This window comes from Streptomyces sp. AC512_CC834 (genome assembly GCF_019049325.1).
Taxonomy (GTDB): domain Bacteria; phylum Actinomycetota; class Actinomycetes; order Streptomycetales; family Streptomycetaceae; genus Streptomyces.
Map to the genome: position 1 here is coordinate 14,965 of NZ_JAGMUO010000035.1, position 26,620 is coordinate 41,584.

At 69.2% G+C, this 26,620-nt stretch carries 25 protein-coding genes and 1 pseudogene; 13 read left to right on the forward strand and 13 right to left on the reverse strand.

What is annotated here, in order from left to right:
* Positions 1-46: 46 nt before the first annotated feature.
* From KUM40_RS15280 to KUM40_RS15290, 3 genes are all read right to left on the reverse strand, one after another.
* Positions 47-943, reverse strand: a complete 897-nt coding sequence (locus KUM40_RS15280; RefSeq protein WP_217166616.1) for an MBL fold metallo-hydrolase — start codon at positions 941-943, stop codon at positions 47-49.
* Positions 944-1,092: 149 nt separating this feature from the next.
* Positions 1,093-2,055 (reverse strand): SMP-30/gluconolactonase/LRE family protein, encoded by a 963-nt coding sequence (locus KUM40_RS15285; protein ID WP_217166509.1) that lies wholly within the window; start codon positions 2,053-2,055, stop codon positions 1,093-1,095.
* Between the two features lie 235 nt (positions 2,056-2,290).
* A complete protein-coding gene (locus tag KUM40_RS15290) occupies positions 2,291-3,175 on the reverse strand; it encodes a helix-turn-helix domain-containing protein (protein ID WP_217166510.1) in 885 nt (294 codons plus the stop codon).
* A gap of 133 nt (positions 3,176-3,308) precedes the next feature.
* Between KUM40_RS15290 and KUM40_RS15295 the strand changes: the two genes are divergently transcribed.
* From KUM40_RS15295 to KUM40_RS15310, 4 genes are all read left to right on the forward strand, one after another.
* Positions 3,309-3,854 carry an SRPBCC family protein gene (locus KUM40_RS15295; protein ID WP_254395151.1) on the forward strand — a complete coding sequence of 182 codons (546 nt, stop codon included), beginning with the start codon at positions 3,309-3,311 and terminating at the stop codon, positions 3,852-3,854.
* A 68-nt stretch (positions 3,855-3,922) separates the two neighbouring features.
* On the forward strand, positions 3,923-5,299 hold the full coding sequence (locus KUM40_RS15300; protein ID WP_217166512.1) for an extracellular solute-binding protein: 1,377 nt from the start codon (positions 3,923-3,925) through the stop codon (positions 5,297-5,299).
* Complete coding sequence (locus tag KUM40_RS15305; RefSeq protein ID WP_217166513.1) at positions 5,296-6,240, forward strand: carbohydrate ABC transporter permease; 945 nt, start codon at positions 5,296-5,298, stop codon at positions 6,238-6,240. The genes KUM40_RS15300 and KUM40_RS15305 overlap by 4 nt, the downstream gene beginning before the upstream one ends.
* A gap of 1 nt (position 6,241) precedes the next feature.
* Positions 6,242-7,081, forward strand: coding sequence for a carbohydrate ABC transporter permease (locus KUM40_RS15310; protein ID WP_217166514.1), 840 nt, complete (start codon positions 6,242-6,244; stop codon positions 7,079-7,081).
* Between the two features lie 45 nt (positions 7,082-7,126).
* Here KUM40_RS15310 and KUM40_RS15315 read toward each other — a convergent pair whose 3' ends face one another.
* The 4 genes and pseudogenes from KUM40_RS15315 to KUM40_RS15330 all read right to left on the reverse strand — a co-directional run bounded on the left by KUM40_RS15315 (position 7,127) and on the right by KUM40_RS15330 (position 10,194).
* Entirely contained in the window at positions 7,127-7,729 is a 603-nt protein-coding gene (locus KUM40_RS15315) for an exonuclease domain-containing protein (RefSeq protein ID WP_217166515.1), read from the reverse strand.
* Positions 7,730-8,066: 337 nt separating this feature from the next.
* A pseudogene (locus KUM40_RS15320) lies at positions 8,067-9,277 on the reverse strand (RNA-guided endonuclease InsQ/TnpB family protein).
* 186 nt (positions 9,278-9,463) lie between these two features.
* Entirely contained in the window at positions 9,464-9,709 is a 246-nt protein-coding gene (locus KUM40_RS15325) for a hypothetical protein (RefSeq protein WP_217166516.1), read from the reverse strand.
* Positions 9,710-9,804: 95 nt separating this feature from the next.
* On the reverse strand, positions 9,805-10,194 hold the full coding sequence (locus KUM40_RS15330; protein ID WP_217166517.1) for an ATP-binding protein: 390 nt from the start codon (positions 10,192-10,194) through the stop codon (positions 9,805-9,807).
* A 347-nt stretch (positions 10,195-10,541) separates the two neighbouring features.
* On the opposite strand from KUM40_RS15330, the gene KUM40_RS15335 reads away from it, so the two are divergent.
* From KUM40_RS15335 to KUM40_RS15345, 3 genes are all read left to right on the forward strand, one after another.
* Positions 10,542-11,411, forward strand: a complete 870-nt coding sequence (locus KUM40_RS15335; protein ID WP_217166518.1) for a helix-turn-helix transcriptional regulator — start codon at positions 10,542-10,544, stop codon at positions 11,409-11,411.
* Between the two features lie 29 nt (positions 11,412-11,440).
* Positions 11,441-11,632: a DUF397 domain-containing protein gene (locus tag KUM40_RS15340; RefSeq protein ID WP_217166519.1), complete on the forward strand. Its 192-nt coding sequence runs from the start codon at positions 11,441-11,443 to the stop codon at positions 11,630-11,632.
* A gap of 195 nt (positions 11,633-11,827) precedes the next feature.
* A complete protein-coding gene (locus KUM40_RS15345) occupies positions 11,828-12,541 on the forward strand; it encodes a helix-turn-helix transcriptional regulator (RefSeq protein ID WP_217166520.1) in 714 nt (237 codons plus the stop codon).
* 32 nt (positions 12,542-12,573) lie between these two features.
* On the opposite strand, the gene KUM40_RS15350 is transcribed toward KUM40_RS15345, so the two are convergent.
* Complete coding sequence (locus tag KUM40_RS15350; RefSeq protein ID WP_217166521.1) at positions 12,574-13,503, reverse strand: LysR family transcriptional regulator; 930 nt, start codon at positions 13,501-13,503, stop codon at positions 12,574-12,576.
* Between the two features lie 114 nt (positions 13,504-13,617).
* Between KUM40_RS15350 and KUM40_RS15355 the strand changes: the two genes are divergently transcribed.
* Positions 13,618-14,145 carry a DapH/DapD/GlmU-related protein gene (locus tag KUM40_RS15355; RefSeq protein ID WP_217166522.1) on the forward strand — a complete coding sequence of 176 codons (528 nt, stop codon included), beginning with the start codon at positions 13,618-13,620 and terminating at the stop codon, positions 14,143-14,145.
* A gap of 43 nt (positions 14,146-14,188) precedes the next feature.
* Here KUM40_RS15355 and KUM40_RS15360 read toward each other — a convergent pair whose 3' ends face one another.
* Positions 14,189-15,214, reverse strand: coding sequence for an ATP-dependent 6-phosphofructokinase (locus KUM40_RS15360; RefSeq protein WP_217166523.1), 1,026 nt, complete (start codon positions 15,212-15,214; stop codon positions 14,189-14,191).
* Positions 15,215-15,471: 257 nt separating this feature from the next.
* Here KUM40_RS15360 and pta point away from each other — a divergent pair, with 257 nt between their 5' ends.
* The 3 genes from pta to pyk all read left to right on the forward strand — a co-directional run bounded on the left by pta (position 15,472) and on the right by pyk (position 20,379).
* Entirely contained in the window at positions 15,472-17,601 is a 2,130-nt protein-coding gene (gene pta, locus KUM40_RS15365; RefSeq protein ID WP_217166524.1) for a phosphate acetyltransferase, read from the forward strand.
* 26 nt (positions 17,602-17,627) lie between these two features.
* Positions 17,628-18,875: an acetate kinase gene (locus KUM40_RS15370; protein ID WP_308401155.1), complete on the forward strand. Its 1,248-nt coding sequence runs from the start codon at positions 17,628-17,630 to the stop codon at positions 18,873-18,875.
* A 73-nt stretch (positions 18,876-18,948) separates the two neighbouring features.
* Positions 18,949-20,379: a pyruvate kinase gene (gene pyk / locus KUM40_RS15375; RefSeq protein ID WP_217166525.1), complete on the forward strand. Its 1,431-nt coding sequence runs from the start codon at positions 18,949-18,951 to the stop codon at positions 20,377-20,379.
* Positions 20,380-20,474: 95 nt separating this feature from the next.
* Here pyk and KUM40_RS15380 read toward each other — a convergent pair whose 3' ends face one another.
* The 4 genes from KUM40_RS15380 to KUM40_RS15395 form a co-directional block, all read right to left on the reverse strand.
* Positions 20,475-21,875: a hypothetical protein gene (locus KUM40_RS15380; RefSeq protein WP_217166526.1), complete on the reverse strand. Its 1,401-nt coding sequence runs from the start codon at positions 21,873-21,875 to the stop codon at positions 20,475-20,477.
* Positions 21,865-22,518 (reverse strand): DUF6114 domain-containing protein, encoded by a 654-nt coding sequence (locus KUM40_RS15385; RefSeq protein WP_217166527.1) that lies wholly within the window; start codon positions 22,516-22,518, stop codon positions 21,865-21,867. Before KUM40_RS15385 ends, KUM40_RS15380 begins: the two co-directional genes overlap by 11 nt.
* A 116-nt stretch (positions 22,519-22,634) precedes the next feature.
* Positions 22,635-23,276 (reverse strand): DUF6230 family protein, encoded by a 642-nt coding sequence (locus tag KUM40_RS15390; RefSeq protein WP_217166528.1) that lies wholly within the window; start codon positions 23,274-23,276, stop codon positions 22,635-22,637.
* A 628-nt stretch (positions 23,277-23,904) separates the two neighbouring features.
* On the reverse strand, positions 23,905-24,885 hold the full coding sequence (locus tag KUM40_RS15395) for a tetratricopeptide repeat protein (RefSeq protein ID WP_217166529.1): 981 nt from the start codon (positions 24,883-24,885) through the stop codon (positions 23,905-23,907).
* A 285-nt stretch (positions 24,886-25,170) separates the two neighbouring features.
* Here KUM40_RS15395 and KUM40_RS15400 point away from each other — a divergent pair, with 285 nt between their 5' ends.
* Complete coding sequence (locus KUM40_RS15400; RefSeq protein ID WP_217166530.1) at positions 25,171-25,809, forward strand: TetR/AcrR family transcriptional regulator; 639 nt, start codon at positions 25,171-25,173, stop codon at positions 25,807-25,809.
* A gap of 122 nt (positions 25,810-25,931) precedes the next feature.
* Entirely contained in the window at positions 25,932-26,609 is a 678-nt protein-coding gene (locus tag KUM40_RS15405; RefSeq protein WP_254395152.1) for a hypothetical protein, read from the forward strand.
* Positions 26,610-26,620 lie beyond the last annotated feature (11 nt).

A 26,620-nucleotide genomic window follows, 5' to 3' on the forward strand; every position in this document is an offset into this window, starting at 1 on the left:
GTCAGAGCAGTGTCGGATCGGAGGCGGTGTCGGATCAGAGGCGGTGTCAGAGGCGGCTGAAGGGGGCCCACTGCTTGATGGTGAAGGTGGCGGCTGAGCGCTGGACTTCCAGTGCGCCGTGGCCGGCGAAGTGGGCGGGCAGTATCAGGGCGTTGTGGTCGGCGGCCCGACCGAGGATCTTGTGGCGGGTGGCGCGGGAGGCGACCGGGTCCTCGCAGAAGCAGCTATTGTGCTCGGGCTCCATGAGCTGCAGCGGGGTGTGCAGCAGGTCACCGGCGAACACCGCGCGGTCGCTGCCGGAGGCCAGGTTGATCACGCTGGAGCCGGGGGTGTGCCCGGGCGCCGCCTCCAGGCGCAGGTGGGCGTCGATGGTGTGGCTGTCCTCCCACAGCAGGACCTGGCCGGCGGCGTGGACGGGGGCGATGCTGTCCTCGAAGACGTTCTCGTTGACACCGCCGGCGATGTCCGGGTGGGTCGCCGGGTTCCAGCGCTCGAAGTCGGCCCGGGGCATCAGGTAGGTGGCGTTGGGGAAGGTCGGTGTCCAGGCGCCGTCGACGAGGCGGGTGTTCCAGCCGACGTGGTCGACGTGCAGGTGGGTGTTGACCACGAGGTCGACGTCCTCGGGCCGCACACCGGCCCGGGCCAGGTTGCCGAGGTAGTCGAGCTGCTGGTGGTCCCACGCTGCGACGGCCGGCCGGGACTTGTCGTTGCCGACGCCGGTGTCGATCAGGATGGTGCGGCCCTCGCTGCGCAGCAGCCAGGTCTGCATGGCGACGTGGACCATGGCGTCGTCCGCGCCCAGGTGATCGGGGACGAGCATGTCCCGGTGGTCCTTCCATGCCTGCTCGGGCAGGTCGGGGAAGAACTGGTCGGCGGGCATGATCGGCCCGTGCGTTTCCTCGACGCGGGTGACGGTGACGTCGCCCAGGATGATCTCGTGCAGGTCGGTCATCAGGTTCTCCGTAAGGTGCGTGCTGATCGGTGCTTATCGGTGTGTATCGGTGCTGATCGGTGCTGATCGGTGCCGGCCGGGGAGCCGGTGTGCCCCCGGCCGGGGTGCGCTGACGGGCGCGGTGCCGAGCCGAGCGGGGCTCAGCAGCCCAGGCGGGCGAGGATGAGGTTGGGGTCCTCCGCTGTGACGTAGGCGGCGCTCATGACGTGGACGGTCTTGCCGCGCAGCGCGATGGAGGTCGGGCCCTGGAGGCCGTCGGTGGCGGTCAGGACGGTGGTGCGGGTGCCGTTGGGCCGGATCAGGGCGACCTCGTTGGCGGTGTTGAGGGCGGCGATGATCTGGTCGCCGCGGCCGGTGAAGGCGAAGTCGTCGATCCCGGTCAGACCGGTGGCGGTGACCCGGGCGGTGCCGGCGCGCCCGTCGGCCCGGATCGGGATGCGTACGACGGTGCCCGCGTCGAGATTGGTCGCCCAGAGCGCCCCGTTGTGGATCTTCAGGCCGTTGGCGCCGAGGAACCCGGCGGGGGCCAGCGCCGGGTCGGTGGACCAGGCGGTGGCGGTGCCGCCGGAGACGGGCACGCGCCAGACGGTGCCGAGGACGGAATCGGTGACGTACAGCGTGCGGGTGCGGGGGTCCAGGGCCAGGCCGTTGGGCAGGCCGGTGGCGGGCAGTGCGGCGATGCGCTGCGGCCGGCCGCCCGGGCTCAGGCGCCATACGCCGGTCAGGTCCGCGGTGCCGGTGGCGTAGAGGAAGTACAGGGTGCCGTCCTCGGCGCGGACGACGCCGGTGGTCAGCGGGAGGCCCATGGCCGGCGTGTTGACGCCGCCGTCGGCGGGCTCGGGCAGGGTGGCCAGGATCCGTACGCCGCCGCCGCGGGAGACCTCGGCGACCTGGCGGGCCTTGGCGAGGGTGACGTACGAGGTGCCGTGCGGACCCAGGGCGATGTTCTCCGGCGTCTGGCCCTTGGCCAGGTCGAAGTGCACGGTGGTACGCGCATGGCTGAGCGGGGCGGAGGCGGCCGACGCCGGGGCCGGAGCGGCCATCGCGACCGCGGCGGCCAGGACGACGGCCGACACGGCGGCCTTGGAGAGCTTGGTGAACACGATGGGGAAGTTCCTTCACTGCTTTCGGGCATGCGGCAGCGGCACGCCGACGCATGAGGGTGGAGGGTGGAGGGATGCCCGGCCAGGACCGGCACGCGCGGGTGCCGACCGGAGGGCGGGATGGTGTGCGGGACGGGCGTGCGGGGATCAGGCGTGCGGGACAGGCGTGCGCGGGGGACAGGTGTGCGCGGGGGCAGGCGTGCGGGCCGGGTGTGTGCGGGACGGGCGTGCGCGGTCAGCCGGTGCTGAGCCGACTGCCCGAACTGGCGGGGACGGCCCGGGTGATGGCCTGGGCGAGGAGTTCCAGGGCGGCTCGCGAGGGTGAGCCCGCCGCCGTGGTGGCGACGACGACGCTGGGGCCCGGCCCCTGGCTCAGGGTCTGCTGCATCACGGTCAGCGAGCCGACCAGCGGGTGCCGCATCTCGTACTCGGCCACCGCGCAGGCCTTGACCCGGTGGTCGGCCCACATCGAGGCGAAGTCCTCGCTCTTCGCGCTCAGCTCACCCAGCAGCGTGTGCAGCGCGGAGTCGTGCGGGTACCGGCCCGCCACCAGGCGCAGATTCCCCACCACCGCCCTGGCCTTGCCCGGCCAGTCCGCGTACAGACCGCGGGTATGGGCGTCGGTGAACACCAGCCTGGCCATGTTGGGGCGCTTCGCCGGTACGTCCGGGTCATCGAAGCCGAGGTGCCCGGCGAACAGCGCGTGGCCCAGCGGGTTCCACGCCAGGACGTCACTGCGCCGGCCGATCACGATCGCGGGAACGTCCCCGAGCGCCCCCAGCAGTTGGACGGTCGCCTCCGTCACACGCTCCGGCGCGGGGCGCCGCCCGCTCCGGGGCTTGACCGGTCGGGCCAGGTCGTGCAGGTGCCGGCACTCGGACTCGTCCAGCCGCAGGGCCCGGGCGAGCGCGTCCAGTACCTCCGGCGAGGCGCCCAGCGAGTGCCCCTGCTCCAGGCGGGCGTAGTAGGAGGCGCTCACCCCTGCCAGCAGCGCCAGCTCCTCACGGCGAAGACCCGGCACCCGCCGGCGTTCGCCGTACGTGGGCACCCCGGCCTCGTCGGGTCGAAGGCGGGAGCGCCGCGTCCGCAGGAAGTCCCCGAGCTGTGATGTCCCGTTCATGGCTCCGAGTATGGACCGGCCCGCGACGCGCAGCCTCTCCCTGCCGTGGATAGGCACCAGCGGGTCTGGCGCCCCCGCACGAGCGGCGATGAACTGGGCCTCACGGCATCCCGCACTCGTCCAGGAGGACGCCTTGAGCACCGCGAACGCGAACCGCGAACACGCCCCCGTCGAGACCATGAAAGCGGCGGGCTTCTCCTTCACCAGGCGGGCATGGGCCGACGCCGCCCCCGCACGGGTCTACGGTCTGGTCAGCGACGTGTCCGCGATTCACCGATGGAGCCCCAACGCCACCGATGTCGCCTTCGACCAGGACGGCGGACCCCGGGTCGGCGCCTGGTTCAGCGGCCGCAACCACAGGGACGGCAGGCAGTGGACCACCCGCTCCCAGATCACGCGGGCGGACCCCGGCACCGCCTTCGCCTTCGTCGTCGGCGGCGCCGACGACGGCATCGTGCGATGGAGCTGGACCTTCCGCCCCCAGGGGCGGGGAACCCTCGTCCAGCAGTCCTGGCAGCTCCTGCGCCTCGACCCGGTGCTGGGCACCACCCGCTCGGACCTCGAAGCACTGCGCGACTACATGGCGGACAGCGCCGAAACCACACTGGCATCCCTCGCCCAATGGATCGCCGAAGAACGCCACCCCGGCTCCAAATCCGGCGCACACTCATTGACCTGACTAGACCATTCCTCTTACGTTCGCCACGCAGCCGTCCAGGCCACAGTGTCGTGCGCCCGCAGGAGGTCATGCCCGTGCGTCCCACCGTCCGGTTCACCGCCCTGTTCACCCTCACCGCGCTCGCCTCCACCGCCCTCGCCGCCTGCGGCAGCGGTTCCGGCGACGATCCGGACACGGTGAAGGTCTCCTTCAAGCAGTCGACGGACAACTCCATCAAGGTGATGGACACCTATCTCGCCGACATCAAGAAGCAGTTCGAGAAGGCCAACCCGGGGAAGAAGGTCGACCTCGTCCCCATCAAGGCGCCGGACTCGGAGTACTACACCAAGCTCCAGCAGATGCTCCGCTCTCCCAAGACCGCGCCGGACCTGGTCTACGAGGACACGTTCCTCATCAACTCCGACATCACCAGCGGGTACTTGAAGCCGCTCGACGACTACCTCGCCAAGTGGAAGGACTGGGACCAGTTCATCGACACAGCGAAGGCCGCGGCCAAGGGCGAGGACGGCAAGACGTACGGCGTGCCGGACGGTACCGACACCCGCGGGCTGTGGTTCAGCAAGGACGTCTTCGCCAAGGCCGGGCTGCCCGCCGACTGGCAGCCGAAGACGTGGGACGAGGTCCTCGACGCCGCCCGCACCATCAAGGAGAAGGTCCCCGGCGTCACGCCACTCAACGTGTACACCGGCAAGCCCGCCGGCGAGGCCGCCACCATGCAGGGCTTCGAGATGCTGCTGTACGGCACGGGCGACGGCGGCTCCGACCCGCTGTACGACAAGGGCAGCAAGAAGTGGATCACGGCGGGGCAGGGCTTCAAGGACTCCCTCGCGTTCGTCGAGACCGTGTACAAGGAGAAGCTCGGCCCGGAGGTCTCCGACGCCCTCGACCCCAACTTCGGCACGAGGGTGCGCGGTGAGCTGCTTCCGCAGGGCAAGCTCGGGATCGCGCTCGACGGCTCCTGGCTGCCGCAGGACTGGCTGGAGGGCAGCGGGCACGAGTGGCCCGAGTGGTCGAAGGAGCTGGGCCTCGCCGCCATGCCCACGCAGAACGGGCAGGCTCCGGGCCGGGTGAGCATGTCCGGCGGCTGGACCTGGTCCATCCCGGCCAAGGCGGGCAATCCGGACCTGGCCTTCGAGTTCATCAAGACGATGCAGACCAAGGCCAACGCCCAGAAGTGGTACATCGCCAACTCCGGCATCGCGGTGCGCAAGGACGTCGCGAACGACCCCGCGTACGTCGACGCCCAGCCCGGCATCAAGTTCTTCACCGACCTCGTCGCCGACACCCACTACCGGCCCGCCTACCCGGCGTATCCGAAGGTGTCCGTCGCCATCCAGGAGGCGATGGAGGGTGTGACCACCGGCGACAAGTCGGTCGAGGAAGCGGCCGGCGACTACGACGAGGCGCTCAAGGAGGCCACCGACAACCAGGTGGTGAGCAAGTGACGGCGACCGCGCCGGAGCACGCGGGGCCGGAGGTCGGTAAGACCCCGGCTTCCCCGGCCCCCTCCGGCGCGCGGACCGGCACCGTCCGCCGCTCCCTGTACCGCGCCCTGCCGGTCTCCCCCGCCGTCGTCCTGCTGCTGCTCTTCCTCGCCGGTCCGATCGCGTACTGCGTCGTCATCGCCTTCACCGACCTCCAGCTCACCGGGCAGGCGCAGTCGTCCTTCGTCGGCTTCGACAACTTCACCCGCGCCTTCCGGGACGAGGCGTTCCTGAACGCCGTATGGCTGACCCTGGTGTTCACGGTGCTGTCGTCGCTGATCGGCCAGAACACCCTGGGGCTCGCGCTGGCCTCGCTGATGCAGCGGGCGTCGAAGCCGGTGCGTACGCTCACCGGCGGCATCGTGGTCACGGCCTGGGTGCTGCCGGAGGTGGTGGCGGGGTTCCTGCTCTACGCCTTCTTCCGCCGCGAGGGCACCCTCAACGCCATCCTGGACTGGCTCCATCTGCCTTCCCAGAACTGTCTGTTCACGCTGCCGATCCTGGCGGTGTCCTTCGCCAACGTGTGGCGGGGCACGGCGTTCTCGATGCTCGTGTACTCGGCCGCGCTGAACGACATCCCCAAGGAGGTCACCGAGGCCGCCGAGGTCGACGGCGCGAGCGGCTGGCGCCGGATGTGGCACATCACGCTGCCGATGATCCGGCGCTCCATCGGCACCAACCTGATGCTCAACACCCTGCAGACGCTGTCGGTCTTCGGGCTGATCTGGGTGATGACGCGGGGCGGACCGAGCGGCAAGAGCCAGACGCTGCCGCTGTTCATGTACGAACAGGCCTTCCAGAACAGCCTGATCGGCTACGGGACGGCGGTGGCGCTGCTGCTGTTGCTGATCGGCTCGCTGTTCTCGATCGTGTACCTGCGCCTGCTGCGGACGGAGGTCTGACATGGCGATGACGCCCGCCTCCCGGCGCAACCGGCGCCGGACGGCCGCCGACGCCGGACTGCTGGTGGCGGCCGCGGCCTTCGTACTGCCGCTTGCCTGGGTGGTGCTGTCCTCCCTGGACCCGCACGCGGGCCTCAGGGTGAAGGTGCCCGACGGGGTGACGCTGGACAACTTCGACGCGATCCTCACCCCGGAGATCACCTTCACCCCGCTGCTCAACAGCCTGATCCTGTGCGGCGGCGGGACCCTGCTGACGGTGGTGTGCGCGGTACTGGCGGCGTACCCGCTCTCCCGTTTCCGCTCCCGCCTGAACCGGCCGTTCCTGCTGACGATCCTGTTCGCGACCAGCCTGCCGATCACGGCGATCATGGTGCCGGTCTACGCCCTGTTCGTGCGGGTGAACATGATCGACACCATGCAGGGGACGATCTTCTTCTTCGCCGCCTCGCAACTGCCCTTCGCGATCTGGCTGATGAAGAACTTCATGGACGGCGTGCCGAAGGAGCTGGAGGAGGCGGCGTGGACGGACGGAGCGTCGTCCTTCCAGTCGCTGCTGCGGATCGTGCTGCCGTTGATGGGGCCGGGGGTGGCGGTGGTGACCGTGTTCTCGTTCGTGATGATGTGGGGCAACTTCTTCGTCCCCTTCATGCTGCTGCTCACCCCGGACCAGATGCCCGCCTCGGTCAGCATCAACGACTTCTTCGGCAACCGGGGCATGGTGGCGTACGGGCAGCTCGCGGCGTTCTCGATCGTCTACTCGACACCGGTCGTCCTGCTGTACGTGCTGATCTCCCGACGGCTGGGCGGGGGGTTCGCGCTGGGCGGGGCGGTGAAGGGGTGAGTACCGGGGGCGGGCGTACGGCGATCCGGATGGGCTGGGAGGAAGTCACCACAGGGTGGGGTCCCTTGCTGGTTCGGGTGCACCGGGGAGGCCTGGCGGCACGGCCACGGCGATGAGCTGGTCCCAGGTGTCGAAGCGGGAGGCCATGGCAGTGAGGAGCCGCGCCGTGGCGAAGGCGTCGAACGCCGCCCGGTGCCGGGCGCCAGGGGCCTCGCTCAGGTCGGGCCGCACGTACTCGATGAGGGCGTCGAGGCTGTACTTGCCCAGGTCCGGGTATGTGACCTTGGCCAGCCGGAGGGTGTCCAGCACACCGGCGGGCTGCCAGCCGGAGAGGTGCGCGCCCAGCACGCGGTAGTCGGTGTGTGCGTTGTGCGCGCAGATCCAGGCTCCGCCCAGGAAGGCGCGCACCTGGTTCGCGATCTCCGCCCATGCCGGCTGCTCGGCCAAGTCGTCGTTGGTCAGCCCGTGCACGCGGGTCGCGAAGGGGGTGACGGGTCGGTTCGGACGGGTCAGCCACCAGCCCGCGGTGCTCTTGTCCGGTCGGCCGTCCCGAACGGGCAACGCGGCGACTTCCACGAGATCCGGCGGGTTGGTGCCGTTGCCTTCGACGTCGACGACGAGCAGAGCCGGCCAGGTGGCGAAGTTCATGACGTGTCGGGTCCGTCCTCCGCCTCCCAGCCGATGGATGCCCGGCCGTGCTGGCGGTAGTGGTGGGGCTTGGTCCGGTCGTGGCACTGGAATCCGAAGCACCGAAGCCACGCCGCAGGAAGTAGCCTCGCTTACTGTCCGGCCCCCTGTGTAGGAGCTCCACGACCCGGTCGAACGGCGACCGCCCATCACCGTCGTCGGCGTTGAAGGGCATGTTTCCGTAGACGGACCCGCCGAGGCTCACGCCATCGATGCTGCTCACATGGACGGCGCGTATTGACTTGCTCCTCGGGCTGAAGCCCAAAGATTTTGGCCTTCCCTGCCAAGCCCTGTCCCGCTACGCGGCACGGGCATCGGTCGGGAGTCCGTGGCTTCCTGTTTCTTCGCGCTGTGCCGGGATTGCTCCTGGTCCTACCGGCGCTCCGCAGGCCGATGCCGCCGTCTGATGTTGATCGCGGCGTTGTGGTCCCGGTCGTGGACGGTGCCGCAGGCGGTGCAGGTCCATTCCCTCACGTGCAGGGGTTTGGGCCCGTCCACGTTGCCGCAGGTGGAGCAGGTCTGGGAGGTCGGTTCGAACCGACCGATCGTGACCAGGGTGCGGCCGTACCGTTCAGCTTTGTACTCCAGCATGCTGATGAACGAGGACCATCCGGCGTCGTGCACGGACTTGGCCAGCCGTGTGCGGGCCAGTCCCGCCACCGACAGGTCCTCCACGGCGATTCCTTGGTTATCGGAGATCAGCTTCGTGGAGAGCTGGTGGTGGAACTCGCGGCGCGCGTCGGACACCTTGGCATGGTCGCGGGCGACCTTCAGGCGGGCCTTGTCACGGTTCTTCGATCCCTTCTGTTTGCGGGACAGCTCCCGCTGGGCCTTCTTCAGCTTCTTCTCCGCACGCCGCAGAAAACGCGGGGAGTCGATCTTCGTGCCGTCGGAGAGGACCGCGAAGTGTGTGAGGCCGAGATCAATGCCGATGGTGCGGTCGGTTTCGGGCATGCGCGCATTGTCGGCGGCGGCGTCGGTGCCGACGACGAAGGAGGCGAAATACCGCCCAGCCGCATCCTTGATCACAGTGACGGAGGTGGGGATGGTGGGCAGGGTGCGGGACCACTTCACCTTCACCGCGCCAATCTTCGGCAGGTTCAGACGGCCAGTGTCGGTGATACTCCAGCGAGCGTTGACGGTGAACCGGATCGACTGCCGATTGTCCTTGCGGGACTTGAAACGGGGCGGGCCGACCCGTGTGCCCTTGCGGGTGCCTTTGAGGGAGGCGAAGAAGTTGCGGTACGCGGCCTCGGCGTCCCGCAGGGACTGCTGGAGCACCACCGAGGACACCTCACCCAGCCACGACCGCTCGGCCGTCCGCTTCGCCTCGGTGATCAGCTTCCGGGACAGCACGGCCGCCGTCGGGAACGGCAGGCCAGCCCTGCGGGCGTCCTCACGGGCACGAACCGCGTCGTTGAACACCACCCGCGCACACCCGAACGCCCTCGCCAACGCGACCCGCTGACCGGCATCCGGATACACGCGAAACGCGTACCGAAGCTGCATGCGACGATCGTACGAACAGGCAATACCCGCTGTAACCGGGAACACTCGTTCCCCACCTCACCCTGCCAGTGACTGCACTGTCCGTCTCCTCGGGAACACCACCGCAGTGCTCCACGCCGCCATCACGAGACTCGCTCCACCACCGGACTGAAGCCCGATGCCCGGCGAATCGATCCCGGTAGCTGATCATCTCCAGATCATGGGGGCGGCGAGGTACGAGAAAGCTTCGGCGAACTGAAAGACCGGGTTGACCCTCCGTTCGGCCAGGTACGGCAGGCGCTGCCTCGGGTCGGTCAGCCGGAAGCTGACGCCGATGACCTCGCGGGCCGCGTTGCCGCGGGCGTCGATGCGCTGTTCTGGCTCCGTGGTCGCCAGCCGTATCAGGGCGACGTAGGCACCTTCGATGCTGCGGAAAGCCGGTGCTGTGAGCAAGGCACTCTCCAGATCGGGGAATGGATGGTTGGACCGCCAGGCGAAACGCCAGGCGAAACGCCGGGGGCTGGGCCAGGACGCGATCTCGGCTGCCATCACGACGTGCCCGTGGGGATACGGAAGGCGCACCACGTCGTTCTGCCGTCGTCACTGACGCCCCAGTCCGATGCGAGGACCGCGACGAGAAACAGGCCACGCCCGGATTCCTCGTTGTCCTCGGCGGTGCGCAGTTCGGCCGGGGAGGAGCTCCCGTCGGTCACCTCGATGCGTAGTTCGCCGGTGCGGTACCGGACCCGCAGCCCGATGTCTCCGCAACCGTGCTGGATGCCGTTGGTGACCAGCTCGGAGACGGCGAGCACGGCATTGTCGGCCGGCGTGCCGCGCACGTTGCACAGCCGCAGGAAGGCCGCCGTGAGCCGGCGCATCCGGCCGACGGCGGCCTTGTCCGGGGCGAAGGCCACCTCGAAAGCACGAGGGTTTGGCATCTGTGGTTCGACAGCGAACGGTGTGGTGGACGTGGGAGCCGTCACCTGAGGCTCCGGGTCAGTCCAGTCGTGCCCGCTGTGTCGGGCGGTGGTGCTCTGGCGCATGGCTCGGCCTCGGCTCGTCAGGGGGTGGGGGGAGCTGCGATCTGCTCGCACAACTACCGTGCTGGATGTGCGATTTACTATGCAAGGCCATTCGCAAGAGCCTTAGAATTGGCACATGCCCAAGCACCGGCAAGGGGTTACTCAAGGGCCTGCAGACGGTGGCACACTCAGGAACACGACCCGCAACGACGCCGGGCACAGGGCATGTTGGGCACCGACAGGGTTGGGGAAAGGGTTACGCAGTGGCGGCAAAGCGCGGAGCGACCTTTCGACGCAGGGAGCTGGGCAAGGAGTTGCGCAAGCTCAGGGACAAGAGAGGCGAGACCCTCCAAGAGGTGGCGAGGGCACTGGGCTTCTCGTACACGAAACTCGCGCGCGTGGAGATCGGCGAGAACGACCTGCCGCGTGTGAGTGACCTCGAGACCCTGATCGACCACCTGGCCCCCGACTTGCCGAAGGAAGACCTGGAGACGCTGCTACAGCTACACAGGGAGTCCCTGAGCAAGGAGCCGTGGACGCCGTACAAGGCGTACATGCCGTCGAAGATGCCGACGTACCGCGGTCTGGAGCAGGACGCCACCATCATGCGCGCCTGGCAGCCGGCCTTCGTGTTCGGACTCTTCCAGACAGAGGGTTACGCGCGAGCCCTTTACCAGATCGCCAAGCCGGTCGAGGAGACGACGACCGAGTACGTCGAACAGAACGTCCGGCTGAGACTGGAGCGAAAGGAACTGATCACTCGCTCGGAGAACCCGATGAAGCTCCGCGTCATCATGGACGAGACGGCCGTCCGTCGGACGGTGGGCGGCTCCGAGGTGATGCTGGCCCAGTACAAGGAGATCGCGGAGCTGGGCGAACTGGACAACGTGACCATCCAGGTCCTGCCCCACGACGTCGTCACCTACCGCTCGGAAAACAACTTCATCCTATTGGACTTCTCCGAGAACCTTGCCCCTGTCGTACAGGTCGACATGTCGAACACCATCTCCGTGACGGACGAGCGGCTGGAGGTCCAGCGGAACGTCCGCCGGTTCGACGCCATGCGCGACAGCGCCCTACCTCCGGCGCGAACGGCCGGGTTCCTGCAACAACTAGCACGAGAGTGGGCATAGCCATCAATACCAACACCGCATCCTCAGACGTGGCGCCCGAGTCCGCCTGGTTCAAGTCGTCGTACAGCAACGACACCGGCGGAGCTTGCGTTGAGATCACGGACCTGGCCAGTCAGGTCGGCATCCGCGACTCCAAGGACAAGGCCGGCCCCGCCCTCGTGGTACCGGCCGCCTCCTGGTCCTCGTTCGTCGGCGCCGTGAGCACGCACCACTTGAGCTGAGGCGCCCTGGCCTCCCGCTCACAACTGCGGTTCGCTTCCCCAGGACATGTCCAGGGGAAGCGAACCGCTCCTCCTGTGCAGCGGCCACCCGTGGAGGACCGGCTCTGTCCGCTCGAGGAACAGCCAGCCGTACGTTCCCACAATCCGTATCGCTGGCCGAACAGCCCGTAGTCAGCATCGCTCCGGACCTCTACGGTGTGGCGCGTGCGCCGACCCTCATCCCACCCGAGCCAGTCGGGTCCCCCGTTCAACGCCCTCGCCGCCCGTCGGCTGCGTGCCGCCCTCAACATGAGCCCCGAGCACGTCGCCCACGGCATACGCGTCTCGTACGGGCTGCCGTACGTCACCCCGGATCTCGTCGTCGCCTGGGAGCGGGGGACGGCCGCCCCCGCGGGTCCGGAGCTCACCGCGCTCGCCGGGGTGCTGTGGTGCTCGCCGGGTGAGCTGATCGGCCGGCCGCAGTCCCTGCGCGAGCACCGGGTCGCCCGTGGTCTGGCGCCCGAGGACGTGGCGCGTGCGGTCGGTCTCGGGCTCCCGGCGTACCAGCGGATGGAGGAAGCGGACGACTGGCGCGGCACCGACCGCCAGTCGGCCCAGCTCGCCGACGTGCTCGGCCTCTCGCTGCCCGACTTCGTGACCGTCACGGGGCGCGAGGAGAAGCTGGCCGACCTGCTGACGAGTGCCGTGACCACCCGCTGGCAGGGCTGTGTCCGCCCGATCGCCAAGCTGGCCCCGCTGGACCGGCGCGTCCTGGAGAACGTCCTCCAGGTGCTGCACCAGGACTACCAGGGCCGCATGACCGCCACCCTTAGCTGGGGCGGCGGCACCGGGGATGCCGGCGCCGGAGGCCGGGACTTCCTCGACCGGATCGTGGAGCACTTCTGGTCGGCGGTGGATCGGCATCCGTGAGTCCGCGGAAGCCCATGCCTTCGGTCGTCCGGTCAACGATCTGCCCAGTCCGGCGCCCACACGTCGTGCGGGGTTCGCGGGCCTGCGGTGCGCAGATGGTCGCGTAGCGCGGTAAGCACAGGGTGCTGGTCTCCGCTGCGGAACAGCAGCAGGTGCGGGTAGACCGGGGTCGGGTCGTGCAACGGGATGCGCCGCAGGTCGTGGTTCTGGGGCCACAGGTACCGGTCCCCGCTGCCGACGAGGGTGGCCAGAGCGGCCGAGTCGGCCAGCGCGTCCATCAGTGCCTCGTCGCCGAAGTTGGGGCCGAGCGCGTCGATACTCAGGCCGAAGGCCTCGGACAGCGCCTGGTAGAACGCAGCCCACTCTGTGCCCGGCCTGATCCCGGGGATCCAGATGCGGTGGCCGGCCAGGTCCGCAGGACTGACCCAGGGCGCGTCGGCCAGCGGGTGGCCGGGTCCGACCAGGAGCTCCAGCGGTGCGTCCAGGAGTCGTTCGGCGCTGATCCCGGCCGGGACCTGGTCTGCCGGCAGTGCACGGAAGGACGCGTCGACGGTCCCTTCCAGCACCGCCTGAGCGGCCTGTGCGGCGTTCTCCTTGCTCAGCGTGACCGCGTCCAGGTCAGTCTCGGGGTGGGAGCGGTAGAACCGGTAGACGGCCTGGGCCGGGGAGATGCGCCGATTGAGGACGTCGACGCGCAAGGGGCGGCTTCCGGGGCGCACGGCCCGCTCGGCCTGCTCGATGGCCGCCAGGACATCCTTGGCGTGCGGCAGGAAGACCTGCCCGTCCACGCTCAGCCGGGAGCCTCGGGATGTCCGCACCAGGAGCGTGACCCCGACATGCCTCTCCAGGGCCGCGATCCGCTTGGAGACCGCCTGCTGGCTGATCCCCAGCTCGTCGGCCGTAGCCTGGAACTGGCCGGTCTCAGCGACGGCCACGAACGTCCGCAGCGCTTCAGCATCCACGCTTCCACCCTACTTCCACAACCATTGGTTGTTGATGGTGCGGTGCGGGGTTGTTTGATCCCGCGCTCTGCGCGGTGATGGGATCAGCGCATGTCTACTCGCACAGAGCAGGTTATGTATGTCCAGACGCCTGAGTTCGCGCGCCATGCGGAGCGGATCGTGGAGGTGACCGATGCGACGTCTCGACTGAACGTGCTTCCGTTCAGCGACGACCAAGGCCGCGCGGAACTACTTTCTGTTGTGTTCGGTGGTCCGCTGCCGGAATCGGTGACGATCTACCCACCGTTCTTTACCGAGTACGGGCTGAACACGACGTTCGGGGAGAACGTCTTCGTCAACCAGGGATGCACCTTCATGGACAAGGGAGGCATCCGTATCGGGAACGGCGTCATGATCGCCCCGAAGGTCAACCTCATCACGGGCGGCCATCCACTGCCCCTGGCCGAGCGCCGCGAGTACCTCTCCTTCGCCCCGATCGTCATCGAGGACGACGTCTGGATCGGGACGGCTGCCGTGATCACGCAGGGGGTGACCATCGGTGCCGGTGCGGTGGTCGCTGCCGGTGCGGTGGTCACTCGTGATGTTCCTGCCGGCACCGTGGTCGCGGGAGTGCCTGCCCGGGTGATCAAGAAGATCGACTGAGCCCGGCTGAACAGGGTCCGGTTCGTGGCCGATCACGTACTGCCTAGAACACCGACTCCGCCTCGTCCATCCGGTCCTTCGGGACCGTCTTCAGCTCGGTGACCGCCTCCGCCAGCGGGACCATCACTACGTCCGTGCCGCGCAGCGCCGTCATCCGGCCGAACCCGCCCTGGTGTGCGGCCTCCACCGCGTGCCAGCCGAAGCGGGTGGCGAGGACACGGTCGTACGCGGTCGGTACGCCGCCGCGCTGGACGTGGCCCAGGATGACCGGCTTGGCCTCCTTGCCGAGCCTGCGCTCCAGCTCGTAGGCGAGGGCGGTGCCGATGCCCTGGAAGCGCTCATGGCCGAACTTGTCGATGGCGCCCTTGCCGTAGTCCATGGAGCCCTCGGCGGGGTGGGCTCCCTCGGCGACGCAGATGACGGCGAACTTCTTGCCGCGGGCGAAGCGCTCCTCGACCATCTTGACCAGGTCGGCGGGGTCGAAGGGGCGCTCGGGCAGGCAGATGCCGTGGGCGCCGGCGGCCATGCCGGACTCCAGGGCGATCCAGCCGGCGTGCCGGCCCATGACCTCGACGACCATCACGCGCTGGTGGGACTCGGCGGTGGTCTTGAGGCGGTCCATCGCCTCGGTGGCCACGCCGACGGCCGTGTCGAAGCCGAAGGTGCGGTCGGTGGAGGAGATGTCGTTGTCGATGGTCTTCGGCACGCCGACCACCGACAGGCCGGCGTCGGCGAGCATCCGGGCCGCAGTGAGCGTGCCCTCGCCGCCGATGGGGATCAGGGCGTCGATGCCGAAGTTCTGGATCATGTCCGAGGCGTTCTCGCAGGCCTCGCGGAGCCGGTCGCGCTCCAGGCGGGAGGAGCCGAGGATGGTGCCGCCGCGGGCCAGGATGCCGCTGACCGCGTTGAGGTCGAGGGTGCGGTAGCGGCCGTCGAGCAGGCCCGCGTAGCCGTCCTCGAAGCCGATGACCTCGTCGCCGTAATTGTCGACCGCTCGGTGCACGACCGACCGGATCACTGCGTTCAGGCCGGGGCAGTCGCCGCCTGCGGTGAGAACTCCGATACGCATCGTGCTGTGTCTCCTGCTCGCTTTTGACACCGGTGAGCCGATCCAATTGTTTCACGGCCCGGACGGCAGTGGACGACGGTGGACGACCGGCGGGGCGACCGGCGGGGCGACCGGCGGGGCGACCGGCGGGGCGACCGGCGGGGCGACCGGCGGGGCGACGGCAGACGCTGACGGGCGCCTTAACCGTCGCCAAAGGTACTGTCAAGAGGGTTCCGCACCCCGACGAAACGCTCACCCAGACGAAACGGAGAGCCCGCGTGACGCGCAGCGTGTACGTGACCGGTATCGACCGCGGCGACGGCCGCCAGGTCGTCGAACTGGGGGTGATGGAGCTGCTCACCCGGCAGGTCGACCGGGTCGGCGTCTTCCGTCCCCTGGTACACGACGGGCCCGACCGGCTCTTCGAGCTGCTGCGCGCCCGCTACCGGCTCGCGCAGGACCCGGCGACGGTCTACGGCATGGACTACCAGGAGGCGTCCGTCCTCCAGGCGGAACAGGGCGTGGACGAACTGGTGTCCGCGCTGGTCGACCGGTTCCACCTGGTCGCGCGGGACTACGACGTCGTCCTCGTCCTCGGCACGGACTACGCCGACACCCAGTTCCCGGACGAGCTGTCGCTGAACGCGCGGCTCGCCAACGAGTTCGGCGCCTCGGTCCTCCCCGTCGTCGGCGGTCGCGGCCAGAGCTCCGAGTCGGTGCTCGCGGAGACCCGCAACGCCTTCCGCGCCTACGACGGGCTGGGCTGCGACGTCCTGGCCATGGTGACCAACCGGGTCGCGCGCGAGGACCGCGACGAGATCGCCGAGCGGCTCGAGCACCGGCTGCCGGTGCCGTGCTGGGTGGTGCCGGACGAGCCCGCCCTGTCCGCGCCGACGGTCTCCCAGATCGCGCACGCCCTGGGCGCCCGGGTGGTCCTCGGCGACGACTCCGGGCTCGCCCGCGACGCGCTGGACTTCGTCTTCGGCGGGGCCATGCTGCCCAACCTGCTGGGCGCCCTGACGCCCGGCTGCCTGGTCATCACCCCCGGCGACCGCGCCGACCTGGTGGTCGGCTCGCTCGCCGCGCACAGCGCCGGGACCCCGCCGATAGCCGGGGTCCTGCTGACCCTGGACGAGGTGCCCGGCGCGGGCATCCTCACCCTCGCCGCCCGCCTGGCCCCCGGCACGCCGGTGCTGTCGGTGCCCGGCACCAGCTTCCCCACCGCCGAGCGGCTGTTCTCCCTGGAGGGCAAGCTGAACGCGGCCACCCCGCGCAAGGCGGAGACCGCGCTCGGCCTGTTCGAGCGCTACGTCGACACCGCCGAGCTGAACAAGCGGGTCTCCGCCCCCAGCAGCGACCGTGTCACGCCGATGATGTTCGAGCACAAGCTGCTCGAGCAGGCCCGCTCCGACCTGCGCCGGGTCGTCCTCCCGGAGGGCACCGAGGACCGGGTGCTGCACGCGGCGGAGGTGCTGCTGCGCCGCGGCGTGTGCGAGCTGACGCTGCTTGGCCCGGTCGAGCAGATCCGCAAGAAGGCCGCCGACCTGGGCATCGACCTCGCGGGCGCCGAGCTGGTCGACCCGGCCGCGAGCGAGCTGCGCGACTCCTTCGCCGAGAGGTACGCCGCCCTGCGCGCCCACAGGGGCGTGACCGTGGAGCTGGCGTACGACGTGGTCTCCGACGTGAACTACTTCGGCACGCTGATGGTGCAGGAAGGGTTCGCCGACGGCATGGTGTCGGGGTCCGTGCACTCGACGACGGCGACCATCCGGCCAGCCTTCGAGGTCATCAAGACCAAGCCGGACGCCGCCATCGTCTCCTCCGTCTTCTTCATGTGCCTGGCCGACAAGGTCCTGGTCTACGGCGACTGCGCGGTCAACCCGGACCCGAACGCGGAGCAGCTCGCCGACATCGCGGCGCAGTCGGCGTCGACGGCGGCGCGGTTCGGGGTGGAGCCGCGGATCGCGATGCTGTCGTACTCGACGGGCACGTCCGGTTCCGGCGCGGACGTCGACAAGGTGCGCGAGGCGACGGAGCTGGTCCGCTCGCGCCGCCCGGACCTCAGCGTCGAGGGGCCGATCCAGTACGACGCCGCGGTCGAACCGTCGGTGGCCGCGACCAAGCTGCCCGGCTCGGCGGTCGCCGGGCAGGCCAGCGTGCTGATCTTCCCGGACCTGAACACCGGCAACAACACCTACAAGGCGGTGCAGCGCTCGGCCGGCGCCATCGCCGTGGGCCCGGTGCTCCAGGGTCTGCGCAAGCCGGTCAACGACCTGTCCCGGGGCGCGCTCGTGCAGGACATCGTCAACACCGTCGCCATCACGGCGATCCAGGCCCAGCAGTCCCCCAGGGAGTCCCCCGGCGAGTCCCCGACCGAGTCCCCGACCGAGAAGGCGTCCGACCTGTGAGCACCCGACCCGTGAGCGTCCGACCCGTGAGCGTCCGGCCTGTGAGCGGCGGCACCCGCGTCCTCGTCCTCAACTCCGGCTCCTCGTCGGTGAAGTACCAGCTCATCGACATGACCGACATGCGCGGCGGCGAACGGCTGGCGGTGGGTCTCGTCGAGCGGATCGGTGAGGACACCTCCCGGCTGACGCACACGCCGGCGGGTGGTGAGAGCCGGGGGTGGAGCGGGGCCGTCCCCGACCACGACGCCGCGCTCAAGGCGGTGGCGGCGGAGCTGGCCAAGGACGGCCTCGGCCTGGACTCGCCGGAGCTGGCCGCGATCGGGCACCGGGTGGTGCACGGCGGGAAGCACTTCACCGAGCCGACCGTGATCGACGACGCCGTGCTCGCCGAGATCGAGCGGCTCATCCCGGTCGCCCCGCTGCACAACCCGGCCAATCTCACCGGCATCCGCACCGCGCAGGCCCTGCGCCCCGACCTGCCGCAGGTCGCCGTGTTCGACACCGCCTTCCACACGACGATGCCGGAGGCCGCGGCCCGCTACGCGATCGACGTCGAGACCGCCGACGCCCACCGCATCCGCCGCTACGGCTTCCACGGCACCTCGCACGCGTACGTCTCCCGCGAGACCGCGCGGCTCCTCGGCCGGGCGCCCGAGGACGTGAACGTCATCGTGCTGCACCTGGGCAACGGGGCGTCCGCCTCGGCCGTGCGGGGCGGGCGGTGCGTGGACACCTCCATGGGGCTGACGCCTTTGGAGGGGCTCGTGATGGGTACGCGCTCGGGAGACATGGACCCGGCCGTCATCTTCCATTTGATGCGCGTTGGGGAAATGTCCGCCGACGAGATCGACACTCTTCTCAACAAGAGGAGCGGTCTGATCGGACTGTGCGGCGACAACGACATGCGGGAGATCCGCCGCCGGGTCGACGCCGGCGACGAGCGGGCGCGGCTGGCGTTCGACATCTACATTCACCGGCTCAAGAAGTACATCGGTGCCTATTACGCCGTTCTCGGGCGCGTGGACGCCGTGGCGTTCACGGCGGGGGTCGGCGAGAACTCGGCGCCGGTGCGGGCTGCCGCCCTGGCGGGCCTTGACGGGCTCGGACTGGCGGTCGACGGCGAGCTGAACGCCGTACGCGGTGACGGGGCCAGGCTGGTCTCGCCCGCGGGGGCCCGGGTGGCGGTGGCCGTGGTACCGACCGACGAGGAAATGGAGATCGCGACACAGACCTACGCGCTGGTAATTGAATCGGGGAATCTCCATCTCACCTGAGCGGCATCCCGCCCTTTTGTATTTTCCGCCAGACGGAATATTCCGCAGCGAAACAAACCGATAGGATCGCCCCATGCGCCGTTCGAAAATCGTCTGTACTCTCGGCCCCGCGGTCGACTCCCACGAGCAGCTCGTCACGCTGATCGAAGCCGGCATGAACGTGGCCCGCTTCAACTTCAGCCACGGCAGCCACGCCGAGCACCAGGGGCGTTACGACCGTGTCCGGGCCGCCGCCAAGGAGACCGGCAGGGCCGTGGGTGTCCTCGCCGACCTCCAGGGACCGAAGATCCGCCTGGAGACCTTCGCGGAGGGCCCCGTCGAGCTGGTGCGCGGTGACGAGTTCACCATCACCACCGAGGACGTGCAGGGCGACAGGACGATCTGCGGCACGACGTACAAGGGCCTGCCCGGCGATGTCACCAAGGGCGACCAGGTGCTCATCAACGACGGCAACGTCGAGCTGAAGGTCACCGGTGTCGAGGGCCCCCGGGTGAAGGCGATCGTCATCGAGGGCGGCGTCATCTCCGACCACAAGGGCATCAACCTGCCCGGCGCCGCGGTGAACGTGCCCGCGCTGTCCGAGAAGGACATCGAGGACCTGCGTTTCGCCCTTCGCATGGGCTGCGACATGGTCGCCCTGTCCTTCGTCCGGGACGCCAAGGACGTCGCCGACGTGCACCGCGTCATGGACGAGGAGGGCCGCCGCGTTCCCGTCATCGCCAAGGTGGAGAAGCCGCAGGCGGTCGAGAACATGGTGGACGTGGTCGCGGCCTTCGACGCCGTCATGGTCGCCCGCGGCGACCTGGCCGTCGAGTACCCGCTCGAGAAGGTCCCCATGGTGCAGAAGCGCCTGATCGAGCTGTGCCGGCGCAACGCCAAGCCGGTGATCGTGGCGACCCAGATGATGGAGTCGATGATCACCAACTCCCGTCCGACCCGCGCCGAGGCCTCCGACGTCGCCAACGCGATCCTGGACGGCGCGGACGCGGTCATGCTGTCGGCGGAGTCGTCGGTGGGCGCGTACCCGATCGAGACGGTCAAGACGATGTCGAAGATCGTCACGGCCGCCGAGCAGGAGCTGCTCTCCAAGGGCCTGCAGCCGCTGGTGCCGGGCAAGAAGCCGCGCACGCAGGGCGGTTCGGTGGCCCGTGCCGCCGCCGAGATCGCCGACTTCCTCGGCGGCAAGGGCCTGGTGGCCTTCACCCAGTCCGGTGACACCGCCCGCCGGCTGTCCCGCTACCGCGCGGCGCAGCCGATCCTCGCCTTCACCACCGACGAGTCCACCCGCAACCAGCTTGCGCTCAGTTGGGGCGTGGAGCCGCACGTGGTGCCGTTCGTGAACAGCACCGACGAGATGGTCGACCTGGTGGACCAGGAGACGATGCGCCTGGGCCGGTTCCACGACGGCGACATCGTCGTGATCACCGCCGGTTCGCCCCCCGGCGTGCCCGGCACCACCAACATGGTCCGCGTGCACCACCTGGGCGAGACGCGGCGCGGCTGACGCTCACCCGTCCCGTCGTACGCACAGAGGGCGCCCCCTGCGACGGGGGCGCCCTCTGTCGTGCGTGGGCCGGTCGTGCGTCAGTCCGTCGTGCGTCAGTCCGTCGTGTACTGGTGCAGTCCCGGAATGTGGAGCGTGCCGCCGAACTGGCCGGCCTGGACGATCTTCACGTTCGTGAAGTAGATCAGCGGGATGTCCAGCGGCGGCGGGTGCTCCGGGTCGAAGGTGATCGGGATCAGCCCGAGCAGGTTGCCCGAGATGCTCTCGGTGTACATCACCGTCTCGCCGTCGCGGATCGTGGACGTAGAGCCCTCGGCCGCCTGCACGTGGTAGGTCTTGCCGGCCTGCTTGTCCTTGACCGTCTGGTGCAGGTCGCCGATGTCGGTGCCGTCGGATATGACGTACTTCAGCACCTTCTTGGTGGTGCCGTTGGCCGTCTTCACCTCGACGACGCCCTTGTAGGAGGCACCCTTCAGCAGCAGCGAGCTGGCGTTGAGGTACCAGGGGTCGTCGGGCAGCGGCACCTTGTTGTCGACGCCGCCCTCGTCGTCGGTGGCGGCCGGGCAGTCGTCGGGGTCCGTGGCGGCGCTCTCGGAGGCGCTGGGGCTGGGCGAGGCCGTGGCGTCGTCCTTGGCCTTCTCCGCGTCCTCCTTGGCCTCCTCGGCCGCCTTCTTGGCCGCCTCGGCCGCCTTGTCCACCGTCTCCTCGGTGCCCTCGGCCGCCTTCGACGCCGTGTCCGTCACGCCGGAGACGGTGTCCTTCACCGTGCCGGTGACCTTGTCGGTGGTCTCCTTCACGGGGTCGGACGCGTCGCCCGAGGCGCTCTCGGACGCCGAGGGGGTCGACGTGGGACTCGGGCTCTCCTCGGCCTTCTTGCCGCCGGTGAAGAGATCCTCGAGGGTGTCGCCGAGGCCGTCCAGGAGACCGCCCTTGTCCTCCGACTCGGAGGGGGACGGCTCCGCGGCGCTCGCGCCGGACGCCTCCTGGCTCTGCGACGCGGAGGGACTCGGGGTCGGGTCGGCCTTGTCACCGTCGCCGGCCTTGTCGCCCTCGTCGTCGGAACCTGAATCCGACGAAGAGGACTCACCCTTGTCCGCGCCCGCGTCCTCGCCGGAACTCCCGGCGGAGTCCGAGGGGCTGGGCTCCTTCGTGTCGTCCTTGCCGTCGTCGGCCCCGTCGGTCGCCGAGGGCGACGGTGTGGGCGACCCGGACGGGTCCTTCTCGGCGTCCTCGAGGGCCGCCACGCAGTCCTTGTACTCGTCGGCCGTCAGGCTGTTGGAGGTCGGCGCCGCGTCGTTGCCGTCGGCGAGGGCCAGCGTCGGCGTGAACCCCATCCCCATGAGCACGGCCGTGGGCATCGCCGCGATGGCTATCGCCTTGCCGGCCGGCATGTGGAACCTGGTGAACAACGGCTTCTTGGGTGCCGCGTGGCGCGGCCCGGTTCTCACACGGGACGACTCCACGTCAGTCCCGCGGGTCACCTCGTCAGCCGGCACTGTGCCTCCCGTTCGCCCCGTTGGCCGGGCTCGTTCCTGACAGGTCGTGCGCCCCCGGCGCCATGAAGGCAAGGGAGGGATTCGCGTCGTCCATCCCGCCCCGCGGCTTCGGCACCGAGGCGTCGGGCGCCGGGGTGCCGGGCTCCGGGAAGCCGGGGAACGCGGTGTCGTCGGCCGCGGCGGTGGGGACCACGCCCTCGGGCGCGTCGTCCGTCCCCTTGTTCTCCAGCGGCGGTTCGGCCTGCGGCGGCTCGCCCGGCGCCCACGACACGGCCATGGCTCCGCCGAGCAGCGCGAACAGGAAGCCGATGAGGAAACCACCGAAGTTGGACACCGGGATGGAGACGAGTCCCAGGAGAATCGCCGCGACGCCCGCGAAGACCCGGATGTGCTTCTGGAACCACAGGCTGACACCCAGGACGACCAGCAGCACGCCGATGATCAGCGACCCGGCACCCGCGGTCGTGGACATCGCCAGTGTCAGGTGGCCGATCTGGAGATTCGCGTACGGGAAGTACATGATCGGAAAGCCGCCGAGGGCGACAAACAGGCCGGCCCAGAACGGCCGCGTGCCCCGCCAGGCACGGAACTGCACCCTTCGGCGGGTGAACTGGCCGTCGGCGGCAGGAGTCTCGGCGCTCATGGAAAACAGCTCCCTGGTACGGCTTTGCTGTGGTGGAGATGGGGCCGCGCGCATGGGCGCGGCAGGGAAGTGGACGGGCGGGGAAGCCATCGGCGCCCCCGCCCGTCAGCGAGTGCTTAGTAGCACTCCTTGACGCCCTTGGACAGCGACATCTTCAGATCGCTGAGCTTGAAGGTTCCGGCGGTGGTCGCCCACGCCGTCTGCTTCACGTCGGTGAGGATGGCCCTCTTGGCCTGTTGGCCGAACCCGTACTTGTTGGCCCTCTCCTTGCCACCCTTCATACCGGGGCCGGGGCCGTTCTCCATCTCCCCGGCAGCCACGCCAATGTCGATGTCCTTGAACGTGGCGTCCGCGGAGAGGTCCTCGACATCGATGTAGAGATTCTCCGCGTGGACCGGGGTTCCCTTGCCACCGGCATTGAGGGTGAGGGTGACCGAGCCGATGAACGGCAGGCCCGGGGTCACCACGGACTGGCACATGTTCGTGATGTCCGCAGACTCGAACGCCGAAACGGCGACGGGGTGGGCCGCCTTGTCGCCCTTCAGCGTGTAGCCCGTGTCGATCGCTCCGTACTGCGAGAAGCCCGTGCCGTCGAGCTTGTCCGCCGTCACCTTGAACGACTGACCGGACACGCTGAACGAGGCCGCGAGAGCGCCCTGCGCGAGCGCGACACCTATCGCAGCCGTCGCGGCGACGCTGGGCACCATCACCACAGCGAACCGCTTCCATCTGGTCCCGCCACGCACCTGGGACTCCATATTTCCTCCTTCTCGGACGTACATCTCCTGGCCTCGGCCGGCCTCCGGTTCGGTGGCTCGGTCTGGCAGGGATGGGAGAAGTGCTACGTCCTCGGGAAGGAGAGCGCCTGTCCTCGGCGACACGTACAACGCGCCCGAACAACCGGCGATCACCCCCGAGCGACAACCACTGGTCGCGCCTGACACGCATCACGCACAACCCTGCTGGGCAGGCTCCGCCGGAATGAGCGAAGACCCCCCTGCCCAAGGGCCGGCATCACTGCCGCCGACCCTGCTCGGTGGGGACCCAGGAACCCCCGCCACCCGACCGGCTGTCGGGGTACGGGAATGGACCGAGCGTCGCCGATCGTGGTGCATTCTCGCCGCCGACACAAGGGGGTTCGTTACTCGCTAGTAGCAGCCGGATGACCGCGGGCCGACGCACCGGCCCCGAACGGCGACGCTGGGTGTGCCATGGGGGCGGAACAAAACTATTGATCGATGGACAGAGTCCGACAGATCGACGGCCTCGACTTACTGGCAGTAACAGCGGCCGCGATTACCAAGTTTTGGTAAAGCGCGGCCGCAGTGACGCCTCGTCGACAGCTCCTTCACACGCGCAACACGCCGACGGCGTTTAAGACGCCGACTAGAACAGGGCGCGGGCCAGCGCCCGGCGCGCCGCGGTCACCCGCGGATCGTCGGCGCCGACCACCTCGAACAGCTCCAGCAACCGCAGCCGTACGGCGTTGCGGTCGTCTCCGGCCGTGACGCGCACCGCGTCTACGAGGCGCCCGAAGGCGTCCTCCACGTGACCGCCCACCAGATCCAGGTCGGCGGCGGCGATCTGCGCCTGGGCGTCACCCGGCTTGTCGGCGGCCTCCTGACGGACCTTCTGCGGGTCGGCGTTCTGCACCCGCTGGAGCAACTCGGCCTGCGCCAGACCCAGTTTGGCCTCCGTGTTGCCCGGGTCCTCGGCCAGCACGTTCTTGTACGTCTGGACCGCGCCGCCCAGGTCGCCCGCGTCCAGCGCCTGCACGGCGGCCTCGAGCGCCGCGTCGTGCGGCCCGGCCGGACGCTCGGGGGCGGCGGCGGGCTGCTCGGCGCCGGGCTCCGCCTCGGGGTCGACGACGAGACCGGTCAGGCCGAAGCGCTCCTCGCCGACCTGCACCAGTTGGTCCAGGGTCTGGCGGATCTGCGCCTCGCCCGCGGCACCCTGGAAGAGCGGCAGCGCCTGCCCGGCGACGACCGCGAACACGGCCGGGATGCCCTGGACGCCGAACTGCTGCATCAGCATCTGGTTGGCGTCGACGTCGACCCTGGCGAGGAGGAAGCGCCCGTTGTACTCGACGGCGAGCCGCTCCAGGACCGGGCTCAACTGCTTGCAGGGCTCGCACCACTCGGCCCAGAAGTCGATGACGACCGGGACCTCGGTGGACCGCTGCAGGACTTCACTCTCGAAGCCGGCCTCGTCGACGTCGATGACGAGGTCGGCCGGGGAGACGGCTCCCGCTCCCCCGTGACGGGCGGCCTCGGCGCGGGCCTGCTCCGCCTTGGTCTTGGCCTCCTGGGCCTGCTTCACCGCGGCGAGGTCGACGACCCCGCTCATGGACATGTTCCGTGGCTGCATGGGTCTATCCTCCCCCGTCCTGCGCGCGCGTGTGAAAAGCGGGTCGAAAGCCCGCCCGTATGTGTGCTGTTCCGCGTGTGGGCTGTGCTGTGCTGCGTGTGCCGTTCGGCGCCGGGTCCCCACCCCACGCCCGTGGTCGTCGCTGGGGCACGGGCGCACCCGTGCTTTCGCTACGAGTCGTAGCGTAATGCCATGACTGCCCGTCGGAACACCCTGGCGCGACACCCCGCCGCGGTGATCTGTCTCACGAGCGGCCACGTGTTACCCGCCGGTTAAGGTCGGGGGATGCAGAGCAGCAGCCCCGCCGGACGTGCCGGACGCCCGCGCAGCGCCGCGGCGGACACCGCGATCCTGGCCGCGACGCGGGCCGCCCTGGTCGACCTCGGCTGGTCGAAGCTCACCCTGGGAGATGTCGCCACGCGGGCCGGGGTTGCCAAGACGACGCTCTATCGCCGCTGGGCGGGCAAGAACGAGCTGGTGGTCGACGCGGTTGCGGAGCTCTTCGACGAACTGCGGCTCCCCGACCGCGGCTCCCTCGCCGCCGACATCGAGGGCGTGGTGCTCCAGTTCGCGGCGATCCTGGCCCGGCCGGAGGCCAAGAGCGGCCTGATGGCGGTGGTGGCCGAGTCCACACGCGACGACGCGCTGCGCGAGCGCATCCGCACGGCGATCGTCGAGCGGCAGAAGCGCCTGGTGCTGGAGGGTCGCGCACGTGCGCAGGCTCGCGGGGAGCTGCCACCCGAGCCGGACCCAGGCACGGAACCCCGTACTGCCGACCTGATCTTCGACATTGTCGCGGGCGCCGTGGTACACCGCACCCTGGTGAGCGCGGAACCGGCGGACATCGACTGGGTGCGGGGCATGACCCGGATTCTGCTACTGGGACTGTCCGGCGCCACAGCGCCGGACGTAGCCAAACCGTGATAAAGATTAGGCGCTCATATCTGTAGAATTTTCCTGCCATTGCCTCAACCGTCGTCAAGTTGCGTCAGGAAAAAAGTATGAGACTCCGCAGAGCCCTCCCGGTCACCATGATTGTTTCAGGCTTGCTCACAATATCCGCCTGCAGTGACTCCGAAGGATCCGACGACAGCAAGAAGGCGAAGACGAGCACAGCACCCACCTCGAGTGCGCAAGCCAAGGCCAACGCGGAGGCCGAGAAGGCAGGAGCCATCACCCCACAAGCTCTGGAGGATGCCGCACTCTCCGGTAAGCGCGAGGGATTCGACTTCAAGACAGTTGCCAAGGCGGAGGTCGAGGCAGGCAAAGATATGAAGGCGAACAAGTCCGAATGCCAACCGCTGGCCAGTCTGGCTGGCGGTTACACGCACATCGAGGCGTTCAGTACGGTTCACCGCTCTCTCGATCCCACCGACGTGAAGAACGCCACGGTGGGCTCGATGTGGCTTTCCACCCTCTCGAAGAAGAACGCCGAGCAAGTCATGTCGGATCTGCGCACCTCGCTGAAGAAGTGCGGTGATGGCTTCAAGACCCTTGGCCTGTCCTACAAGAACGTCAAGACCATCAGATCCCCGAAGCTCGGCGACGAAGCGTTGAGTTACCGCATCACCAGCGTGGTTGCGAAGCAATCCGTGCCAATGACGTACACGGTGGTACGGAAGGACGGAGTGGTTTTGACGTTCTACGGGGTGAACATGCTGAAGGCGGAGAATGGCGCTATTCCGAAGTCGGTGATCGAGGAACAGTTGAAGCAGTTGGGCTGACTGGAGCCTCG